The sequence below is a fragment of the Psychrobacter sp. TPE 89C genome, from assembly GCF_055522395.1.
Genome location: NZ_JBVFXW010000016.1, coordinates 14,690 through 34,275, shown reverse-complemented (window position 1 = coordinate 34,275; position 19,586 = coordinate 14,690). Strand labels below are relative to the sequence as shown.

11 protein-coding genes are annotated in these 19,586 nt (G+C 42.9%); 8 read left to right on the top strand and 3 right to left on the bottom strand.

Annotation, left to right across the window (positions count from 1 at the left end; translation table 11 throughout):
* Nucleotides 1–67: 67 nt before the first annotated feature.
* From ACZW67_RS06810 to ACZW67_RS06790, 5 genes are all read left to right on the top strand, one after another.
* Nucleotides 68–2,146 carry a flotillin family protein gene (locus ACZW67_RS06810; RefSeq protein ID WP_465182653.1) on the top strand — a complete coding sequence of 693 codons (2,079 nt, stop codon included), beginning with the start codon at nt 68–70 and terminating at the stop codon, nt 2,144–2,146.
* 564 nt (nt 2,147–2,710) lie between these two features.
* Nucleotides 2,711–8,854, top strand: a complete 6,144-nt coding sequence (locus tag ACZW67_RS06805) for a DNA repair ATPase (RefSeq protein ID WP_465182652.1) — start codon at nt 2,711–2,713, stop codon at nt 8,852–8,854.
* A gap of 296 nt (nt 8,855–9,150) precedes the next feature.
* Nucleotides 9,151–9,321, top strand: coding sequence for a DUF2256 domain-containing protein (locus tag ACZW67_RS06800; protein ID WP_010196547.1), 171 nt, complete (start codon nt 9,151–9,153; stop codon nt 9,319–9,321).
* A 51-nt stretch (nt 9,322–9,372) separates the two neighbouring features.
* A complete protein-coding gene (locus ACZW67_RS06795; RefSeq protein WP_465182651.1) occupies nt 9,373–9,519 on the top strand; it encodes a DUF2256 domain-containing protein in 147 nt (48 codons plus the stop codon).
* 26 nt (nt 9,520–9,545) lie between these two features.
* Nucleotides 9,546–10,046, top strand: coding sequence for a hypothetical protein (locus ACZW67_RS06790; RefSeq protein ID WP_465182650.1), 501 nt, complete (start codon nt 9,546–9,548; stop codon nt 10,044–10,046).
* Nucleotides 10,047–10,048: 2 nt separating this feature from the next.
* Here ACZW67_RS06790 and ACZW67_RS06785 read toward each other — a convergent pair whose 3' ends face one another.
* The 3 genes from ACZW67_RS06785 to metH form a co-directional block, all read right to left on the bottom strand.
* Nucleotides 10,049–12,061, bottom strand: a complete 2,013-nt coding sequence (locus ACZW67_RS06785; protein WP_465182649.1) for an AAA family ATPase — start codon at nt 12,059–12,061, stop codon at nt 10,049–10,051.
* 80 nt (nt 12,062–12,141) lie between these two features.
* Entirely contained in the window at nt 12,142–13,071 is a 930-nt protein-coding gene (locus ACZW67_RS06780) for a bile acid:sodium symporter family protein (RefSeq protein ID WP_465182648.1), read from the bottom strand.
* A gap of 207 nt (nt 13,072–13,278) precedes the next feature.
* On the bottom strand, nt 13,279–17,073 hold the full coding sequence (gene metH, locus ACZW67_RS06775) for a methionine synthase (protein WP_465182647.1): 3,795 nt from the start codon (nt 17,071–17,073) through the stop codon (nt 13,279–13,281).
* Between the two features lie 760 nt (nt 17,074–17,833).
* On the opposite strand from metH, the gene ACZW67_RS06770 reads away from it, so the two are divergent.
* From ACZW67_RS06770 to ACZW67_RS06760, 3 genes are all read left to right on the top strand, one after another.
* A complete protein-coding gene (locus ACZW67_RS06770) occupies nt 17,834–18,394 on the top strand; it encodes a fasciclin domain-containing protein (RefSeq protein ID WP_197135124.1) in 561 nt (186 codons plus the stop codon).
* 119 nt (nt 18,395–18,513) lie between these two features.
* On the top strand, nt 18,514–18,645 hold the full coding sequence (locus ACZW67_RS06765; protein WP_110923990.1) for a fasciclin domain-containing protein: 132 nt from the start codon (nt 18,514–18,516) through the stop codon (nt 18,643–18,645).
* 183 nt (nt 18,646–18,828) lie between these two features.
* Nucleotides 18,829–19,452 carry a fasciclin domain-containing protein gene (locus tag ACZW67_RS06760; RefSeq protein WP_110923896.1) on the top strand — a complete coding sequence of 208 codons (624 nt, stop codon included), beginning with the start codon at nt 18,829–18,831 and terminating at the stop codon, nt 19,450–19,452.
* Nucleotides 19,453–19,586 lie beyond the last annotated feature (134 nt).

The following is a 19,586-nucleotide window of genomic DNA, read 5'->3' as shown; positions in this document are numbered from 1 at the left end:
ACAGGCCTGATAGCATATCTGATTTATATAGAATTGATTATGGAATGTTTTAATTAAAGGAATGGATATGGACACACTCATTATCGTCGGCGTGGTTGTAGTGCTGGCGTTTGTTTTTATGATGGTCGCACTACTGATGCTCAAGGCCTTTTATTTTAAGGTCGAGCAGGGCAAAGCACTCATTATCAACGGTGTGAGTAAAATTGCCGTACGTTTTGATGGTGGTTTTGTTTGGCCGGTCATCAACAAAAAAGAGTTGATGAGAATCTCGCTTATCACCTTAGAAGTGGACAGACGCGGTAAAGAAGGTTTGATTTGCGCAGACAACATGCGTGCTGATATCACCGTGGCATTTTATTTACGCGTTAATGAAACCGAAGAGGATGTGCTAAAAGTCGCCAAATCGGTTGGGGTAGAGCGTGCGTCAGATAAAGTCGCTGTCAACGAGCTGTTTAATGCTAAGTTCTCTGAAGCGCTAAAAACGGTTGGTAAGCAGATTGATTTCGTCAAACTGTTTGAAAACCGCAGCGAGTTTCGTGACAGTATCGTTCAAGAAATTGGTAACGATCTGAATGGCTATGTCTTAGAAGATGTGGCGATTGATTACTTAGAGCAAACCCCAAAAGCGTCATTAGATTCAAGTAATATTTTAGATGCTGAAGGTATCAAAAAGATTACTCAGCTAACGGCTTTCCAAAACGTCATCACCAACGAGCTTGAGCGTGATGAAGAGCTGGCTGTTAAGAAAAAGAATGTTGAAACCAGAGAGGCGATGCTAGAGCTAGAGCGTCAGCAAGCCGATGCCGAAGCCAAACAGCAACGTGAAATCTCGTCAGTAATTGCACGCGAAACGGCTGAAACTCGCAAGATTGAAGAAGAAGAGCGTAAAAAGTCTGAAACTGCTGTTATTTCGGTTGAGCAGGATTTGGCCATTCAACGTGAGAATCAGCAGCGTGAAATCGAAGTAGCAGGTCAAAATCGTCTACGTGCAGTCGTCATCGAAGAAGAAAAAGTGACGCGTGCTCGTGATTTAGAAATTGTCTCTCGTGAGCGTGAAGTTGACTTGCAACGTATCGAAGCCGAACGTGCGATTGAGCTTGAGAAAAAAGAAATTGCCAACGTCATTCGTGAACGTATCGCAGTGGATAAAACGGTCGCGCAAGAAGAAGAGCGTATCAAAGAAGTCCGCGAAATTAGCGAAGCGGAGCGTTCTAAGCAGACACGCGTCCTAGCAGCAGAAGCCGATGCAGAAGAAATCAAAGTACGTCAGGTGAAAAAAGCCGAAGCAGAAGAGCTGTCAGCCAAGCACAAAGCCGTCGAAATCACCACGCTTGCCGCTGCTAATCTTGAAGCATCTGCCAAAGATTCAGAAGCCAAAATTAAAATGGCCGAAGGTACCAAAGCAGAAGAGTCAGCACATGGCTTCGCTGAAGCGGCTATCCAAGAAGTCAAAGCCGCTTCTTTAGAAAAAGAAGGCATTGCGAAAGCCAATGTTATCAAAGCGACTGGACAAGCTGAAGCGCAATCAGATCGTGAAAAAGGTATGGCAGATGCTGAGGTTATCGCGGCTCGTGGCGAGTCTAAGGCAAAAGCTGAGCGTGATATCGGTATGGTCGATGCAGAAATCATCGCCGCTCGCGGTGAATCTACCGCCAGAGCTGAGCGTGAAAAAGGTATGGCAGATGCTCAAGTCATCGCGGCTCGCGGTGAGTCAAATGCCAAAGCAGAACGTGAAGTTGGATTGGCAAAAGCCGAAGTTACTCGCGCACATTTCCAAGCCGAAGCAGATGGTCTGGTCGAGAAATTCAATGCCATGGGTAGCATGAGCAAAGAAGCACGTGAGCACGAAGAGTTCCGCATGAGTCTTGAGGCAGCCTTGCAAGAAGCGCTTGCTTCTATTGACGCTGGTAAAGAAATTGCGAAAGAAAATGCTGAAGTATTGGCAGTGGCGCTACAGAAAGCCAAAATCGATATTGTTGGCGGCGAAGCACATTTCTTTGACAACTTTGCTAAATCACTGTCTATCGGTAAAGCCATCGATGGCCTAGCGGGTAAGTCAGACACATTGAGCGGTATCATCAATGGTGTGATGGCCAGTCAAGCCATGAAATCAAACCAGAAAAATGATGATAAAACGACTTATTAATAGGGTCTAAAGGCCTAGGGCGTGTCTTCAATTCAATCGATAGTTATCTAAATGGGTTAAAAATGGCTAAATCTTGTCAAATGGCGTCAAATAGCTGACTAATATCTCGATATTATCTGCGCTATTTTCCTTGTTTGACTGCGATTTATCTCATTTTTATCACCATTTTTAAAATGAGGACACGCCCTAGTCTTAATGTGCAAGTATTAGTGAGCAAGTTTTTATCATTTAGTATGAATAAGTAATATTCTCTAAAATACAAAATCTGTCGTGTAGGCGGCAGATTTTTTTGGCTAACTCAGGGTGATTCAGAATGACGAATCATGATGAGATTGGCTAATCTAAAAAAATAGCAGTGACCACTCGTTTTTTTAGATTAGCCAAGTGCTTCTTACTTTCAATGATTCTTTATTGCCCAAAATTCTCTTATAGTGGATTCAGTTTAAAAGAGATACAAGGCAACCGAGTGCAGATGTAACTGTGATACTTCAAGCGAGGTTAACGCTGTAGCTCTTTTATAAAGGATTGACTATATTATGTAAAAACAGAAACGGACGAGCAACGATGGCGGACACGCAAAACTCAACAAATTCAGACAGCAACGATAATGCTAATCAAGCCAACCAAACCGATCAGGCAGTTGCTTCAGGCAATGCTTATGAGCTCATCAAAAAACGTCTGACGGAACAAGGCGGCCGTTTAGAGACGCAAACGCAGACGCTAAATAATGCGCGTCTCGAAGAGTTTGGCAGCACCCAAATGCAAGTCATCGCCCGTACGCGTATTCGTACCGAGTACAACTGTGTGGCACAAGACATGGTGCAGGTCGGCGATTATTTGCTATTTGGCTACAACGTTTTTATGGGGCTCAAACGCGCGAGCAATATTAAGGATGTGTTGTCGTTATATCGCCTGAACGAGCCAGCTGGTAATGAAGAAGAGTATCAGCTCGAAGAGGTTGATTTAAAAGGGACGTTTTTGGCTCAAGACGCTTTTGTCCAAGACTTCAATGAGCTGTATCGATATTACAAACAAACGCGCCTGATTCAAATAACGGTGAAAGACAGCAAATTGCTGTTGGCGTTTCAGATTGGTGAGCGCATCACTGATATTCGAGTGTTCCGTTTTGCGTTAGATTTTAGCCAAGGCACACCAGAGTCGGCGCAAGTCGCTTATGTGGACAATCGAGGCGAGCGTGACATTGAACTGCCGCCTGCTTATGATTTTGACTGGATTGAGACCACACGCGATCAAATGGTGAATGGCAAATACCCCCATATGAATATCTTAGACACGATATTTGTAGAAACCGTCGGTGGCGATTTGACCATTAAGATTGAGGACAATACGCAGTCAGGGCAAGGTATTTATAGCGAACCGGTCAATGACCGTACCCAGTCGCTGACGGATGCTGAGATTGCGTATGCCAAAGTGGGCAGTCTAATACTGCTTAAGATATTGCCCTATCGTGAAGAGGACTACCGTTATTTCGTTTATAACACCTTGACCGAAGCGGTGCTGCGATTGGATGCGATTGGCCAGTCATGTGTCCAGCTACCAGAAGACCATGGCATCATGTTTCCGGGTGGTTATTATTTACAGACGGGTGAGTATAAGCTGTTCGAGGCCAATAACGTTGGCGCTACTGACTTACGGTTTAAGCGTAAAATTGTATCGCCGAATGGGGAAGACGTTCTATTCTTATTTTATGACAGAGACTTGGGCGTCACGGGGCTGTTTCCTTATAACTTGATTAAAAAGCAATTGGCAAATCCTATCTATTGCAACGGTATGGCTTTGGCTGAGAATGGCCGCTTGGTACTGTTCAGTGACCAAAGTGAGCCATCTCGTATTCACCCGATGCAAATATGGCACACGCCTTATGCTTCACACGAGTATGTGAGTGAACTGCCAGAGAGCACGAGTTTTTATGGCAAAATTGGTAATAAAGAGTTGGTACGCGGTATCTCAGATCTTTATAGCATTACCCGCCTGATTGACAATCAAAGCGTGTCACAAAAACTCTATGAAGAGCTGACCAATAATACCAGCCGACTCTTTGACAGCTATTATTGGTTGTCTGAGCCTGAGCTGAGCGAAGTCGCCAGTAGTATTAAAGAAGTGACGGCCACGGCTGAGCTAGTGATTGACGAGTTTGCCAAAGTACAAAGTATCCAGAAGCAAACCCAAACTGCGTTAGCCGATGCCGATACGCAGCAAAGTGAGATTTTGCGGCAGATACGGGTCACTAGCTTTGAGTCGGCCAGTGATTATGTCGATCAGTTGTCAGCGTTAAGACGCCAAAAAGGCCGTTTGGTCAGCTTGGAAGATTTGCGCTATATAGATGCCGATAAGCTACAAGCATTACAGGCACAGTTAGAAGAAGCAGAGAGCGAGCTGGCTGAAAAAACGGTATTGTTTTTAAGTGGTGAAGAGGCACTATCAAGCTACGAAGGCATATTGGTCGATGTCAGTGAGCGCTTAAACACCGCAGAAACCAATGCTGAGCTAAAACCTGTACTGGAAAAAATTGATGAGACCGCGCAAGGGTTAGATTTATTAACCGAGTTGCTAGGAACATTAGATGTGGCCGATGCCACCGTGCGTACGCAAATCATCGATGACATATCGACCATTTATGCCAGCCTGAACCAGAGCAAAGCCAAGCTCAATCATAAACGCAAAAATCTAGGCTCTGCCGAGGCCGTCGCGCAATTTGGTGCGCAGTTTAAGCTGTTTGGTCAATCCATTGCCAATGCCTTATCCATTGCCAATACCCCTGAGAAATCAGATGAGCAAATGGCAAAGTTATTGGTACAGCTAGAAGAGTTAGAAAGCCAATTCGCTGATCCAGAGACCAATAGTGGCGATCAGTTTTTAGCCGATATCATCAGTAAGCGTGAAGAAATTTACGAGACTTTTGAAAACCATAAGCAGCAATTGCTTGATGCTCGTAATCGTAAAGCGCAAAACTTAGGTGATGGTGCGCTACGGATGCTTGAAAGTATTAAAAAACGCACGCAAAGCACAGGTGTCACAGGCTTTACAGAAGAGGAAGCGCTCAATACTTACTTTGCGGCTGATGGTCTGGTACAAAAAGTGCGCAACATCGCAAAAGAGCTGCAAGCGATGGGCTTTAGTGTTAAAGCCGATGACATCGATGCCCGTCTAAAAGCCATTCAAATCGAGAGCTATAAGAGTCTAAAAGACAAGTCGGACTTGTTTGAAGATGGTGGTCAAATCATCAAACTGGGTAAGCATCGTTTTTCAGTCAATACTCAGCCGCTTGATTTGACATTATTGAGTCGTCAACAGTCAGATGGCAAGCGCGTGCTGAACCTACATCTAACGGGTACAGATTATTATGAAGTGCTTAATAATACTGAGCTGAACGCCTTGCGCCCGTATTGGGACATGAATATCGCCTCCGAGTCTGACAAGGTGTATCGCGCCGAGTACTTAGCCTATAGCATTATCGAAAGTGCCAAGAGCAGTCAAGATGGCCTAACCGAAGAACGTCTATATCAAGCATACGATGCGACTGTCATTACCCTCGATATTAATGGTGATATTGATAATGACAGTCCATTGTCCAAACTGGTCAAAGCTTACGCCACCCCTCGCTATCAGCTTGGCTATGACAAAGGCATTCATGACCATGATGCCACGCTATTATTGATGCAAATATTGCCAACGTTGCGTGAGGCAGGGCTACTGATTTATACCCCGCAAGTACGTGCCCTGGCGCAATTATTCTATTGGCAGTTAAATATCGTACAAGCGCTTGGTTTAGACAGCTTGCGTCAATTTGGTTATGACGCTTGGTTAAATGAATCAGTGCTGACACGCGCAAATAACTGGACAGATAGAGCCGCGACCGCCGAGCAACTGCGCCGTGCATTGGGCAGCGATACTGCGAAGTCTCTATTGGTCGAGGACATGAGCCAAGTGATGCGTCATTTTGTTATGGCTCATAATGATGACAGTCTTAGCGCTGATAAAGAGGGTAGCGTTGATAAAGGCGCCAACATCTTCAAGCCAAGCTACGTTCAGCTTGCTTGTGAATACTTGGTGAGCGTCATGGGGCAGTCAGCTGAATCGAATGCAGGTGCATATAACACAATAAAATGGCAAACCAGTCAACAAGCGCAGCAGTTATGTGATCAACTAAGCCAAACGCTAAATAGTGCCTCAGGCAGCACGCAAGCGACGGCCAGTTTTGACCAACTACAGTCTTCTATCAGTAAGCTTGGATTCCAACCCAAATCAGCCTATGAGCTACTAGCCACATGGTTTCATGCACTACTTGATAAAACCTACGGTAGTACTGAGTCGGCTAACGTATTAGCTGATGGCACGGATGAGGCAGGCGAGGCACTCAGTGAAGATCAGCTTGCTGAGATTGAAACACAAAACGCGCTACGCAAGCAGCAATTAGAAAGTGGCCGTCATTATGTGCCTGAAGCCATTGCCGTCTTGCTTACCCAATTAAATGATGCCCAGCGTGAAGCTTTGGTGCAACGACTCATTGATTCAGGTGCTACTTTTAATAAAGGGCTAAGTGCTAAAGGATTGGGCAATCAAGGTTTAAACAGTACAGGCGCAAGTGGCACACCATCAGCCTTGTCATTTTCCTCAATCACCTCGTCGGCTACGTCATCGACTACATCATTGACCAGTATTAATAATCCGCTCAATCAAGTGCAAAGCTTTGAGCGTAGTACGGGTAAGGTGTCGCTTGAGATACAAGTCAATAATTTGCTGGGTGAACATATACGTATTCATCAGCAGACCTTAACCTTTGCCGTCGATGATTTCTTAAATCGTTTGCATCATCATGATACCCAAGTCATCCCTGCCTACAGACGTTATCTGGCCATGCGCTCAGAGATATTGCATGATTCAAAAGAGACGCTGCGACTGGACGAGTTTATGCCGCGTCCACTGTCCTCATTTGTACGTAACCGTCTGATTAACGAGAGCTATCTGCCACTCATCGGTGACAATCTTGCCAAACAGATGGGCACGGTCGGCGAGGATAAGCGTACCGATTTGATGGGTATTCTCATGATGATATCGCCACCAGGGTATGGTAAAACCACCTTGATGGAATACGTGGCAAATCGTCTTGGCCTTATCTTTATGAAGATTAACTGTCCGTCACTCGGTCATGACGTCACCTCATTAGATCCCGAAAAAGCCCCCAATGCTACCGCCCGAGAAGAGCTGAATAAAATCAACTTAGCCTTTGAGATGGGCAGTAACGTCATGCTTTATCTCGATGATATTCAGCATACCCATGCGGAATTTTTACAGAAGTTTATCTCATTGGGTGATGGTACACGCCGTATCGATGGCGTTTGGCAAGGTAAGACCAAGACCTATGACATGCGTGGCAAAAAGTTCTGCGTGGTCATGGCAGGTAACCCATACACCGAAAGCGGCGAAGCCTTTAAAGTGCCGGACATGCTCGCCAACCGTGCCGATATCTATAACCTAGGCGATATCATGAGCGGCATGGAAGAGGTGTTTGCACTCAGTTATATCGAAAACTCGCTGACCTCTAATACCGTCCTCGCACCAATGGCCAACCGTGACTTAAGCGATGTACATCGTTTGATTAAAATGGCGAAAACGGATAATGCCAACCTCGCTCAAGCACAAAGCAGCGATTTGACGTATCCGTATAGCACTTCAGAAGTTAACGAAATTATCGCCATATTGCGTCATATGTTTAGGGTGCAAGAAGTCATTCTGGACGTCAACCAAGCCTATATTGCCTCCGCCTCGCAAGATGATAAGTATCGTGTTGAGCCGATATTTAAGCTGCAAGGCAGTTATCGTAATATGAATAAGATGACCGAAAAGCTATCGGCGGTCATGAATGAAGAAGAGCTGAACCAGCTAATAGATGATCACTATCTGGGCGAGTCGCAGCTATTGACCCAAGGCGCAGAGAGCAACTTGCTCAAGCTTGGCGAGATGCGCGGTGTCTTGACCGAAGCAGAAACAGAGCGTTGGGCGCAAATCAAAGCTGACTTCTTACGTAACAAAGCCATGGGCGGTGAAGATGGCGATACGGGCGCGCGTATAGTCGCCCAATTAGTTGATTTGGCCAGTGGCTTCAATGCCATCAGTAGCCAGTTTGAGACATATTTAACGAAAAACGACCCAGAGCAAATCGCTCGCTTACGAGAAGCAGGACAGCAAGCGCAACTCGATGCCCAGCTAAACGCCCAATTAGAAGCACAAAAAATACTTGCCGATAGCGTCGTTAATAATGCCAAAGTCGTCAGCGATAGCATCGATAATGGCTTTGAAAAAAGCGTGAGCCAATTGCTGCAAATATATAAGCACGATCATAAGTCAGAAGGCGAGTATCTCAAGCAAAACCAATATGCACAAAAACAGCTCATGGTGCAGCTGGTCAATGCCGTTGAACAACTGGCGCAAAAAATGGCGGATAGCTTGTCTAGTAGTTTAACTGAGACCCTAGCTAAGAGTGATGATAATCAAGCGGCAGATAGTGATATCCCTGATATTCATCAGCAGACCGCATTGATGGCAACTGCCCTCAAGCAAGCATTAGAGCCATTGACGATGCGGATGGATGAGAAGCTGGCGATTGATACCAGCACAGATCAATCTGGTAAGTTAATCGTCAATAGTCTCAACAGACTAAACAAGATCTTTGATGATTATGATTAATAGCTGACGATTAACAACTAATGATTAATTATTAAAGTTTATGAGCAACCCTGATGCTTAGCACTTATGAATAGCACTTATGAATAGCACTTATGAATAGCACTTATGAATAGCACTTATGAATAGCACTATAAATAGGGCTTATGATTAAGAGACAGTGGTAATATAGTCGGCAACAGCTACTTTGGATACAATGACAGCGAGTAAGCGTGCTACAAACAGTAGGTTAAGCAAGCCTGACATCGTATCTGATGGTAGTGAATCGACTATATATTAAACAAACCAATGAGAAAATTATGGCGCACAAAAAGAAGAATGTCCGCAAAAAACTTTGCCCTGTCTGCGAGCGCGAGTTTAGCTGGACTAAGAAGCTTGATAAAAACTGGGAGAGCATGGTCTATTGCTCAGACCAATGCCGACGGGTGAAAAAGTATGAAGGGCTGGATCATCAAAAAGAAGATAAATAGGCAGTAAACATTAACCATAGATGTTAGATATACGGCACAAAGGGGCAGATGATGGCACATAAAAAGGTAAACCTACCGCAAAAAACCTGCCCTATTTGCCAGCGCTCGTTTACGTGGCGTAAAAAGTGGGAAAAGGACTGGGAGCAAGTAATTTATTGTTCTGAGCGTTGTCGTAGGGAGAAAGGTAAAGCAGATTAAGTTAATTCAAAATAGTAAGGTAAATTATGAGTAAGCATTTTGAGCACTCAAGCTTTCGGGAAAAGCTTATTGAACACTTATTTATTGGTGAGATGCTAAAGCTATCGTGGCTAAAAGATGATTGCCAACTAGAGGTCATGAAACCTGAAGTTGATAATGCAGGTTGTGATGTTGTCCTTGAAGACAATAATATTATTCGTCATATTCAACTCAAAACTTCGAAATTAGGTGCTAAAGCGTCAGGTCAAAAGGTTAATGTTCGTTTAGCAAATAAGCCTTCGGGATGTATTGTTTGGATAGTATTTGATGAAGATACTTTAGAGCTGTGTTCGTTTTATTTCTTTGGTGCTGAGGCTGGGAAACCACTAACTGGGCTAGAGAATGCTAAAATTGCAAAACATACTAAAGCTAATGCGGATGGTATAAAGGCCGAAAGACCTAATATCCGCACTATTAATAAAGGTCAATTTGATCATTACGATAGTATTGAGGCTTTATATGATATTTTGTTTGTTCCAAAAAGCTAAGGTTAGTCATTATTCCTTTTGATATGCTCGAATATTTTTTCACATATCTGTTTTGCAGAGTCTGTGAGATTCCAGTCCTCATTTTCCATTAAGGTTATGACATCTCGACAAAAATTTGATTTGTTCTTGATCGTTTTTTGACCACCTTCTGAGAAGGTAAAAGACGTCTCTTCTTCAGCTACAACCGGTACTATTCCGTCTGAGCGCATTGCTTCAAGTATATTATCTAAATACTCACCAATACCCAAATTTGAGCTCTCATAACTATCATCGAAATATTTATCATACTCATCGTTATATGCCAGCTTACTTTGATTACCTTTATTAGATAGTCCGCTATGAGGACACATAGAAAAGAACTTCTTTCTTAAAAGGTGAGCAGGTAACGTATTTTCTGTCTCTTTACCTTGAGTAACGACCATATTATCGTTCAGTTGGCTTTGAAGCTCTGTAAATCTAGGCTTGTCTCTCAAGTCTGCATCAGCAACTACGAGAGCGTGCGAAGTGGTTAATAGAGCAGGGAGTCCTTTATCAATGTTACTATCAACGTCATTAGGACAGTCTATTGCAAAATCCCAATGATCAAGATTAGAACCTTGATACTCTACAAATGCATAATGATAACCATCGATGAAACGTGAATAATCTTGCCATTTATCTTCATTACTTGTCTTTAGTTCTTCCAAATATTTCTTTAAGTATTGAACAAAGTAGAGACGATCAGTAATACCCTCTACCCAAATGGTGCAGTTTGCTAAAAACACAGAAGATGGTGAGACACCTAGGGTGCGTAATATAGTACGGTCATTGTCACAACGCTTGATTACCGTCTCGTATCTTTCCTCTCCGTCATCCATTTGCTTTTTGTCTACACGATATAAAGCAATACGTTTGTCTTCGTTAATCATATCAAGCAAATAGTTTGAATGGCTAGTTGCCATGTAGTAATGGTTAGTTTCATTCAATAAAAACTTCATTAACTGCTTAACGTAGCCAGCATGTAAATGCATTTCTGGCTCTTCGATAAAGAAGAAAGAGGGTTCGGTAGTTAGAAATGCTCTATAGGTAAGAATAATGATTTGCTGTAAACCATCACCGAGTCTAGAGATAGGAAATTGCTCTTCATCGCCAATTTTAATTTCTATAGTGTCAGTTTTTAAGTATGGAATGATGGTGATACTTTCGTTGTTAAAAAAATAGTGAGATAGCTTTTCCTGATAGTCTTGAATTCTTTGCCTTTCATTAGGTTTTCCTAGGAGTGAGTCTGTTAATAAGTCAAAAAACTCTTCACCTGAAATGATTTGATGATCTATAAAATCATAGTCCTGATAAGCTCTTTGAAGTAAAGGATTAGATATTAAAACTTCTTTTACTTGGTCAGTATTCCGCGTGGGATGATTCCTTGCAGAGTTTTTTATTTTTTCAGCTATAGAAGTTATATCTGATGAGCTAGTTTCATCTAACTTCGAGTTTTTAGGTAGCTTCTTTAGACTCCGTAGGTTGCTAATATAAAAGATATTAAATTTAGTGATATCCATGTTTTGATAAATTTTGTAGACTACCGATGGATCATCTATAAAATCGCTAGAGGCAGCAATTATTTTCTCTTTATCAAAGTCAACATGCTTATAACTTTCATAATCATGGCTTCCAGCCATTGAAAAGCCTTGAACAAAGTTACTTATTGAAAAGATATCTTTGATAATTGGGTCAAAGTTAGATAACATCGTTTCAAAGCCAGTTAATTCATTCCATTTTAAAATATTACTAGATTTATTAAATTTAACTAAAATATTTCTTATTGCATCAAAACGAGAATAAGAAGGGCGTACCTCTATTTCATTCTTATAACATTGAATAGCTAATTCTCGCATAAAACGGCTTTTGCCAGAATTATTAGCTCCTACAATAACATTCAAGCGTTTCAGTTCAAAAGGGTGGTCTCGATTCAAACCTTCGCTTGAATCGAAATTTGTATATCCTTTCTTGAACCAAAGCTCTATAGTATCTTCCATTGATATAACCTTAATTATTCACAAATCTAAATTCCATCAACATTAGAGCATTCACCATCAAGCTGCAACCAATAAACTCCCTACCTAGCATCTCTTTTAGCAAAAATATTCGCAACCAATGCACCACTAAAATTATGCCATACACTAAATATTGCACTAGGTAATGCAGCGACAGGGTTGAAATAAGTTGCTGCAAGGGCTGCGCCCAGACCAGAGTTTTGCATGCCCACTTCTATCATAATCGCGCGGCGTTGTTTCTCCGTAAATCCTGACAAACGAGCGATGACATATCCCAAGGTATAACCCGTCATATTATGCAAGGCAACCACGATAAAGACGATAGCACCGCTGTCTAGAATAGTCGCTTTAGACACAGCAACCACCGCCGCTATAATGATGGAAATACCCAATACCGACACCATCGGTAATACCTCGGTGACGAACTCGATCTTTTTACCCAAAAATTTATGAAAGATAACACCTAGCAATATGGGCAAGATTACGATTTTCGTAATGGTTATCATCATACTGGCCAAATCGATATCAATCAGCTGTCCCGCAAAAATGCTGAGTAGGATAGGAGTCAGAAAAGGCGCAAGTAGGGTAGAGATAGAGGTAATCGCCACACTCAATGCCACATCACCTTTGGCTAAGAACGTAATCACGTTACTAGAGGTACCGCCAGGGCAACAGCCAACCAAAATAACGCCGACCGCGATTAGAGGATCAAGGTTGAAAATGACCGTTAATAAGTAAGCGATAAGAGGCATTAGCGTGAACTGTGCTAATAGGCCTACCAGTACAGGCTTGGGACGTTTGACAATCTCTAGGAAATCTTCTGTTTTGAGCGTCATGCCCATCCCAAACATAATGATGCCAAGTATGGGAACGATTAAAAAAGCCAATGATGCAAAAAATTCAGGAAAAATAAATCCCAAAACAGCACTGACCAATGCCCAGATTGCAAAGGTTTTGCCAATCCAACTAGAAAGTAATGCAATCTGATTCATAGCCTATCTCACAAAGATAAAAATAATAGAATAGACAATAATCTAGCATGGTTATTGTTAGCAAATGATGAAAGTATTTTGCTATGAACGTAGCGATAAGTTTGCTGATGTAGGCAAAATAGAATGCCATAAAAAATGGCTTACCCATATTAAATAAGTAAGCCAAAAAAGAACTATTAGGTTTCTATAACTTGATTAGCCAATCCACTACAAGTTCGGATTTAACCACTTCTCAGCAGTCTTCATATCCCAGCCTTTACGCTCAGCATAACTCTCTAACTGATCACGGCTGATTTTTCCAACATTGAAGTACTCACTGTCAGGATGCGAGTAATAGAATCCGCTGACCGATGACGCAGGCCACATCGCATAGCTTTCGGTCAAGGTCGTACCGATCGCCTCTACCGTACCGAGCCAATCAAACAATTTGCCTTTTTCGGTATGCTCAGGACAGGCAGGGTAGCCAGGCGCAGGGCGGATACCGACGTATTTTTCTTTAATCATCTCATCATTAGTGAGTGACTCAGTCGGCTGATAGCCCCAATATTCTTTACGGATGAGTTCATGCAGATGCTCAGCGAATGCTTCAGCTAATCGGTCAGACAGTGCCTGTACCATAATGGCATTATAGTCATCGCCTGCTGCTTTATACTTTTCAGCGAGTGCTTCTGTACCGACGATTGAGACGGTAAAGCCGCCCAAGTGATCGGTATGCGTCTCTGATGGTGAGACAAAGTCTGCCAAGCTAAAGTTTGGCTTACCACTGGCTTTGTCGCTTTGCTGACGTAAGTGCTCAAACTGATAGGTCGGTTTGCCACCATCAGTAGGTGCATCGTCATAGACTGTGACCGTATCGGCATCAGTACGGCGAGCAGGCATGATTTTGAACACGCCTTTGGCCACGAGTGATTTCTCATCGATCATCTTTTGCATCAGCTCATTGGCATTATCAAATAAATCACGTGCCGCTTCGCCAACCACATCGTCTTGCAAGATTTTCGGATACTTACCGACCAGTCCCCAAGAGATAAAGAACGGCGTCCAATCGATATATGGCAGTAGGTTGGTGATAGGGTAATCATCCAATATCACTTGGCCTAACTTATTAGGCACTGGTGGCACATAGTTTTCCCAATCGTACTGAAAGCCAATCTTGACAGAGTTCGCATAAGAGATCTTGGCCGCTTTTGGCTGACGCTTGGCCAGACGCTCACGTACTTTGACGTACTCTTCACGTGTCTCATCGATCAGCGCTTGACGATGCTCTTTTGATAGCAGCTTGGTGACTACACCAACAGAGCGTGAGGCATCAGTGACGTAGATGACACCATCATTTTGATACTGCGGCTCAACCTTGACGGCGGTATGCGCTTTAGAGGTAGTGGCACCACCAATCATCAATGGTAGCGTCATGCCGCGCTCTTGCATTTGTTTGGCGACATAGACCATTTCATCGAGGCTTGGGGTAATCAAACCAGACAGGCCGATGATATCGACTTTTTCTGCAATGGCGGTATCGAGGATTTTTTCACAAGGTACCATCACACCCAAATCGACAATGTCATAACCATTACAGCCGAGCACCACGCCGACGATGTTTTTGCCGATATCATGCACGTCACCTTTGACGGTCGCCATCAGGATTTTACCTTTGACTTCGCCTTCGACTTTTTCGGCTTCGATATACGGGTTCAACCAAGCGACTGACTGCTTCATCACGCGCGCTGATTTCACGACTTGCGGTAAGAACATTTTACCGGCACCGAATAAATCACCGACGATATTCATACCGTTCATGAGTGGGCCTTCGATGACTTCTAGCGGTTTGGGATATTTCTCCCACGCTTCTTTGGTATCGGCTTCGATAAAGGTGGTAATACCTTTTACCAGTGCATGGGCAATACGGGCTTCGACGGTGCCTTCACGCCAGCTCATGTCGATCGTGCTTTCTTTTTTCTTGCCACCGTCTTGGTAGTTTTCGGCAGCTGTCATCAGGCGTTCAGTTGCGTCTTGACCTGTTTCGCCTTGGTTGCGGTTGAGCATGACATCTTCGATAGCGTCACGCGCTTCCTTTGGAATATCATCGTATAACTCAAGCATGGCTGGGTTGACGATACCCATTGTCAGGCCATTGGTAATCGCGTGATATAAGAATACCGAGTTGATGGCTTCACGAATCGGGTTACCACGGAAACTAAACGACACGTTAGACACACCGCCCGATACCATGGCGTTTGGCAAGTTATCCGTAATCCATTTAGTGGCGTTGATGAAATCAGCACCGTAGTTGTTATGCTCAGTGATACCAGTGGCAACGGCAAAAATGTTCGGGTCAAAAATGATGTCTTCAGAAGGGAAACCGACTTCATTAACCAACACATCATAGCTACGCTGACAGATTTGAATTTTACGCTCGTAAGTATCGGCTTGACCATCTTCATCAAATGCCATAACGATAACGGCGGCACCGTAGCGCATACACAGTTTGGCGCGCTCGACGAATTCAGCATGACCTTCTTTTAGTGATATAGAGTTGACGACAGATTTGCCCTGAGTGCGCTTTAGGCCTTCTTCGATGATGTCCCATTTAGAGGAGTCAATCATGAGCGGTACGCGGCTGATATCTGGCTCACCAGAGACCAAGTTGATGAAGTGAATCATCGCCTGCTTGGAGTCGAGCATGCCCTCATCCATGTTGATATCGACGATTTGCGCGCCGCCCTCTACTTGATCACGAGCGACATCGAGTGCTTCGGTATAGGCTTCGGTTTTGATCAAGCGTAAGAATTTTTTAGAGCCTGTCACGTTGGTACGTTCACCGACGTTGACGAACAAGCTGTCTGCTGTGATGGTAAATGGCTCAAGTCCAGACAAGCGGCATGCAGGGGCGATTTCAGGAATCACGCGCGGCGCATAGTTTTTTACCATATTCGCGATTTGGCGGATATGTTCTGGTGTCGTACCACAGCAGCCACCGACGATGTTTAAGATGCCTGCTTTCGCAAAGCCTTCAAGCAATGCTGTCGTCTCATCAGCCGTTTCATCATATTCACCAAACTCATTAGGCAGACCTGCGTTTGGATGCGCAGAGACAAAAGTATCAGCGATATTAGATAACGTTTGAATGTGTGGACGTAGCGCATCGGCACCAAGCGCACAGTTGAAGCCAACCGATAACGGTTTAGCATGGCGAATTGAGTTATAAAAGGCTTCAGCGGTTTGCCCTGATAAGGTACGACCTGACGCGTCAGTAATCGTACCCGAAATCATAATCGGTAATTCAAAACCAATGTCATCAAACACGCCCGTAATGGCAAATATCGCCGCTTTGGCATTGAGTGTATCAAAGATTGTCTCGATTAAAATAAGGTCGACACCGCCTTCTATCAAGCACAAGGTTGCTTCACGGTAGTTGAGTACCAACTCATCAAAGGTGATATTACGAAAGGCTGGATCATTGACATCAGGTGATAGCGAGCACGTGCGTGAGGTAGGGCCCACGACACCAGCGACGAAACGAGGCTTATCAGGTGTCTTGGCAGTGAACGCATCTGCTGCACTGCGGGCAAGTTCAGCTGCCGTTTTATTTAGCTCAGGTACCAAATACTGCATATCGTAGTCGGCCATGGATAGACGCGTACCGTTGAAGCTATTGGTCTCGATGATATCCGCACCAGCAGTCAAATGATCGTTATGGATATCTATAATCATTTGTGGTTGCGAGAGTACGAGCAAATCATTATTGCCGCGCACGTCTTGGTCTATATCCGCAAAACGCTCACCACGATAATCCGCTTCTTCTAATTTATAGGTTTGAATCTGCGTACCCATCGCCCCGTCTAACATCAAAATTCTTGAGGCCATTTGCTCAGTGATACGGGCACGTGCTGTTAGCTGCTGCTCTTTGTATGGAAACACGGCAGGTGGCGTCAGTATAAAGTCATCAGCAGATTGTGATGAGTGCGAGGTGGCATCAGTGTTTGAAGTCATTGTTTGGGTCATAGGAGCGCTGCTTATATCGTCAATATTATAAAAGGAGGGAATAACAAATAGGGTATAAATGTATATAAAAGGCGTCGAAAAAGTCGCATTATTTTAGCATGAAAATCACACAGCACGAGGGACAGTACTTATTCCTCTTTGGCAATATCATCAACATATAGTTGATTCAGTTTAAAAGAAGAACAAGGCAACCGAGTGCAGACGTATATGTGATACTTCAAGCGAGGTTAACGCTGTCATTCTTTTATAGAGGAGTGACTATATTGTCTGTTTGTTTAATATGAATATTAGAGTTTATTGCATAAAACAGATAGGCACAAATGAATATCTGTGCACTCACTGATTACATAAAGCTTTGCTTTTGTAAATTAAAGTTAGACATTACTCTCAAAAGTCAGACATTACTCTTAAAAGTAAGACAGAGTTTACAGCGCCGCTACAAAAACAGCGTAAAGGTACCTTGATAAACTTTTTTGAGATGTTAATTTGATTTCAGAAGAACTGGCATTTCGTAAGCAATACTTACTAATAAGTGTTTATTGTTTTTATAAGATATGAGTATTTATATCGATGTAATGATCGCCTACGAAATGTAAGTTAGTTAATCAGATAACATTACTATCATCCAAAAATTTCTAGTCACTAATATTTAAGTCACTAATATTTAAGTCACTAATATTTAAGTCACTAATATTTAAGTCACTAATATTTAAGTCACTAATACTTCAGTTACTACTATTTAATCATCAAGGATATAATTATGAAGCTTACTAAAATTGCTGCCATCGGTACACTAGCCCTTTCAGTCGCAGGCCTGAGCGCATGTAATAATATGATGCCAAGTGATGGCGAAAATGCAGCGACGCAAACGCCTACTAGCAGCCAAGCAATGTCAGACATGAATGTAGTACAAATTGCACAGAGCAACGCTGATTTTTCATTGCTAGTTGAAGCCGTACAAGCTGCCGGTATCGCTGAACCATTATCTAATCCTGATGCCAACTTCACGATATTTGCACCAACCAATGAAGCGTTTGCACAAGTATTACAAGAAACAGGTATGACAAAAGCGCAACTGTTTGCCAACAAGCCATTGCTAACCAAAATCTTGGGCTACCATGTAATTAATGGCGCAGCGCCAGTATATGCAGCAGATGTGAAGCCAGGAAACATCGCCATGCTTAGCAAAGACACGCTAATGGTGACAGCGAAAGGTCAGCTGCAAGATGAAAACGGCCGTACAGCTAACATCCTAAAAACTGATATTGCTGCTACCAATGGTGTTGTACACGTAATCGACAAAGTACTATTACCTAAATAAAGTACGACTGTAAAATAGCTTTAGTTAAGATGTGACGACTGTATACCTATAATTGTATACCTATATATGATGAAGCTGGTATGAATACCAGCTTTTATCTGTCATAAGATGGCTATTTTATTACAAGCGTTCATTTTATTAAAAGCATTCGTTTTATTAAAGGCATCCGTATCTCTAATATCACGGTGACCGATATACAAGTTAATAATGGTGTCGTACACGTGATTGATACAGTGTTGCTACCTAAGTAAGCATTAATTCAAAATTAATCAGTTAGAATCGTAGTTATTGGTATAGCAGATTTGATGTGATCGACTCCAACCAATTGGTATCGCTTGCAATAAATAAGTTGTTAACTGTTATATTCATTAACTGAGAGAACTTATTTGTTCATCAAATAACTTAATTGAACATTCATTGATAAGGAAATACCTATGTTGAAGAAGAACCTACTATCTATCGCTGTTGTTACCGCTGCCATGTCACTCGCTGCTTGTGCTGACAAAGAAGCCACTACTGATCCAGTAGAACCAGAAGCGACTACTGAAGAAGTTGTAGCAGAGCCAATGGCTGAAACTGACGCAATGGGTGAAACTGATCCTATGGCTGAAACTGATGGCATGGAAGACACGATGGCTACACAAACCATCGCTGAAATCGCAGCAGGCAACGAAAACCTAACGATTCTAACCGCTGCACTACAAGCGGCTGGTCTTGATACTATGCTAATGGAAGAAACCAAGCATACAGTATTTGCACCAACTGATGATGCGTTTGCTCCTGTACTAGAGAAGCTAGGCGTAACTAAAGAAGAGCTATTGGCTAACACTGATTTGCTCAAAAAAGTACTTCCTTACCATGTGCTAGCGTCAGAAGTATTGGCTGCTGATATCCCTTATGGTACTGATATCAAAACAGCGAACGGTGCAACTATTTCTATCAGCGAAGACAATGTAATCACTGATGCTACTGGTAACACTGCTAATATCACTGGTACAGATATCATGGCAACGAATGGTGTAGTACACACTATCGATGCAGTATTGATGCCTGAGTAAGTTTTTAATCTGTTTATTTATACTTTATCAATGATATCGAAAAGGCCTAGCTTTTAGCTGGGCTTTTTTGTGCTCAAAGGTTATCTGTCGTTAATTCATCGTAGCACTGCTATAAGTCTACCGTGTGAAACCAA

What these genes read in the sequence shown, in the direction of transcription:
- ACZW67_RS06810 (WP_465182653.1), top strand. Translation starts at nt 68, where the DNA reads ATGGACACACTCATTATCGTCGGCGTGGTTGTAGTGCTGGCGTTTGTT.
- ACZW67_RS06805 (WP_465182652.1), top strand. Translation starts at nt 2,711, where the DNA reads ATGGCGGACACGCAAAACTCAACAAATTCAGACAGCAACGATAATGCT.
- ACZW67_RS06800 (WP_010196547.1), top strand. Translation starts at nt 9,151, where the DNA reads ATGGCGCACAAAAAGAAGAATGTCCGCAAAAAACTTTGCCCTGTCTGC.
- ACZW67_RS06795 (WP_465182651.1), top strand. Translation starts at nt 9,373, where the DNA reads ATGGCACATAAAAAGGTAAACCTACCGCAAAAAACCTGCCCTATTTGC.
- ACZW67_RS06790 (WP_465182650.1), top strand. Translation starts at nt 9,546, where the DNA reads ATGAGTAAGCATTTTGAGCACTCAAGCTTTCGGGAAAAGCTTATTGAA.
- ACZW67_RS06785 (WP_465182649.1), bottom strand. Translation starts at nt 12,061, where the DNA reads ATGGAAGATACTATAGAGCTTTGGTTCAAGAAAGGATATACAAATTTC.
- ACZW67_RS06780 (WP_465182648.1), bottom strand. Translation starts at nt 13,071, where the DNA reads ATGAATCAGATTGCATTACTTTCTAGTTGGATTGGCAAAACCTTTGCA.
- metH (WP_465182647.1), bottom strand. Translation starts at nt 17,073, where the DNA reads ATGACCCAAACAATGACTTCAAACACTGATGCCACCTCGCACTCATCA.
- ACZW67_RS06770 (WP_197135124.1), top strand. Translation starts at nt 17,834, where the DNA reads ATGAAGCTTACTAAAATTGCTGCCATCGGTACACTAGCCCTTTCAGTC.
- ACZW67_RS06760 (WP_110923896.1), top strand. Translation starts at nt 18,829, where the DNA reads ATGTTGAAGAAGAACCTACTATCTATCGCTGTTGTTACCGCTGCCATG.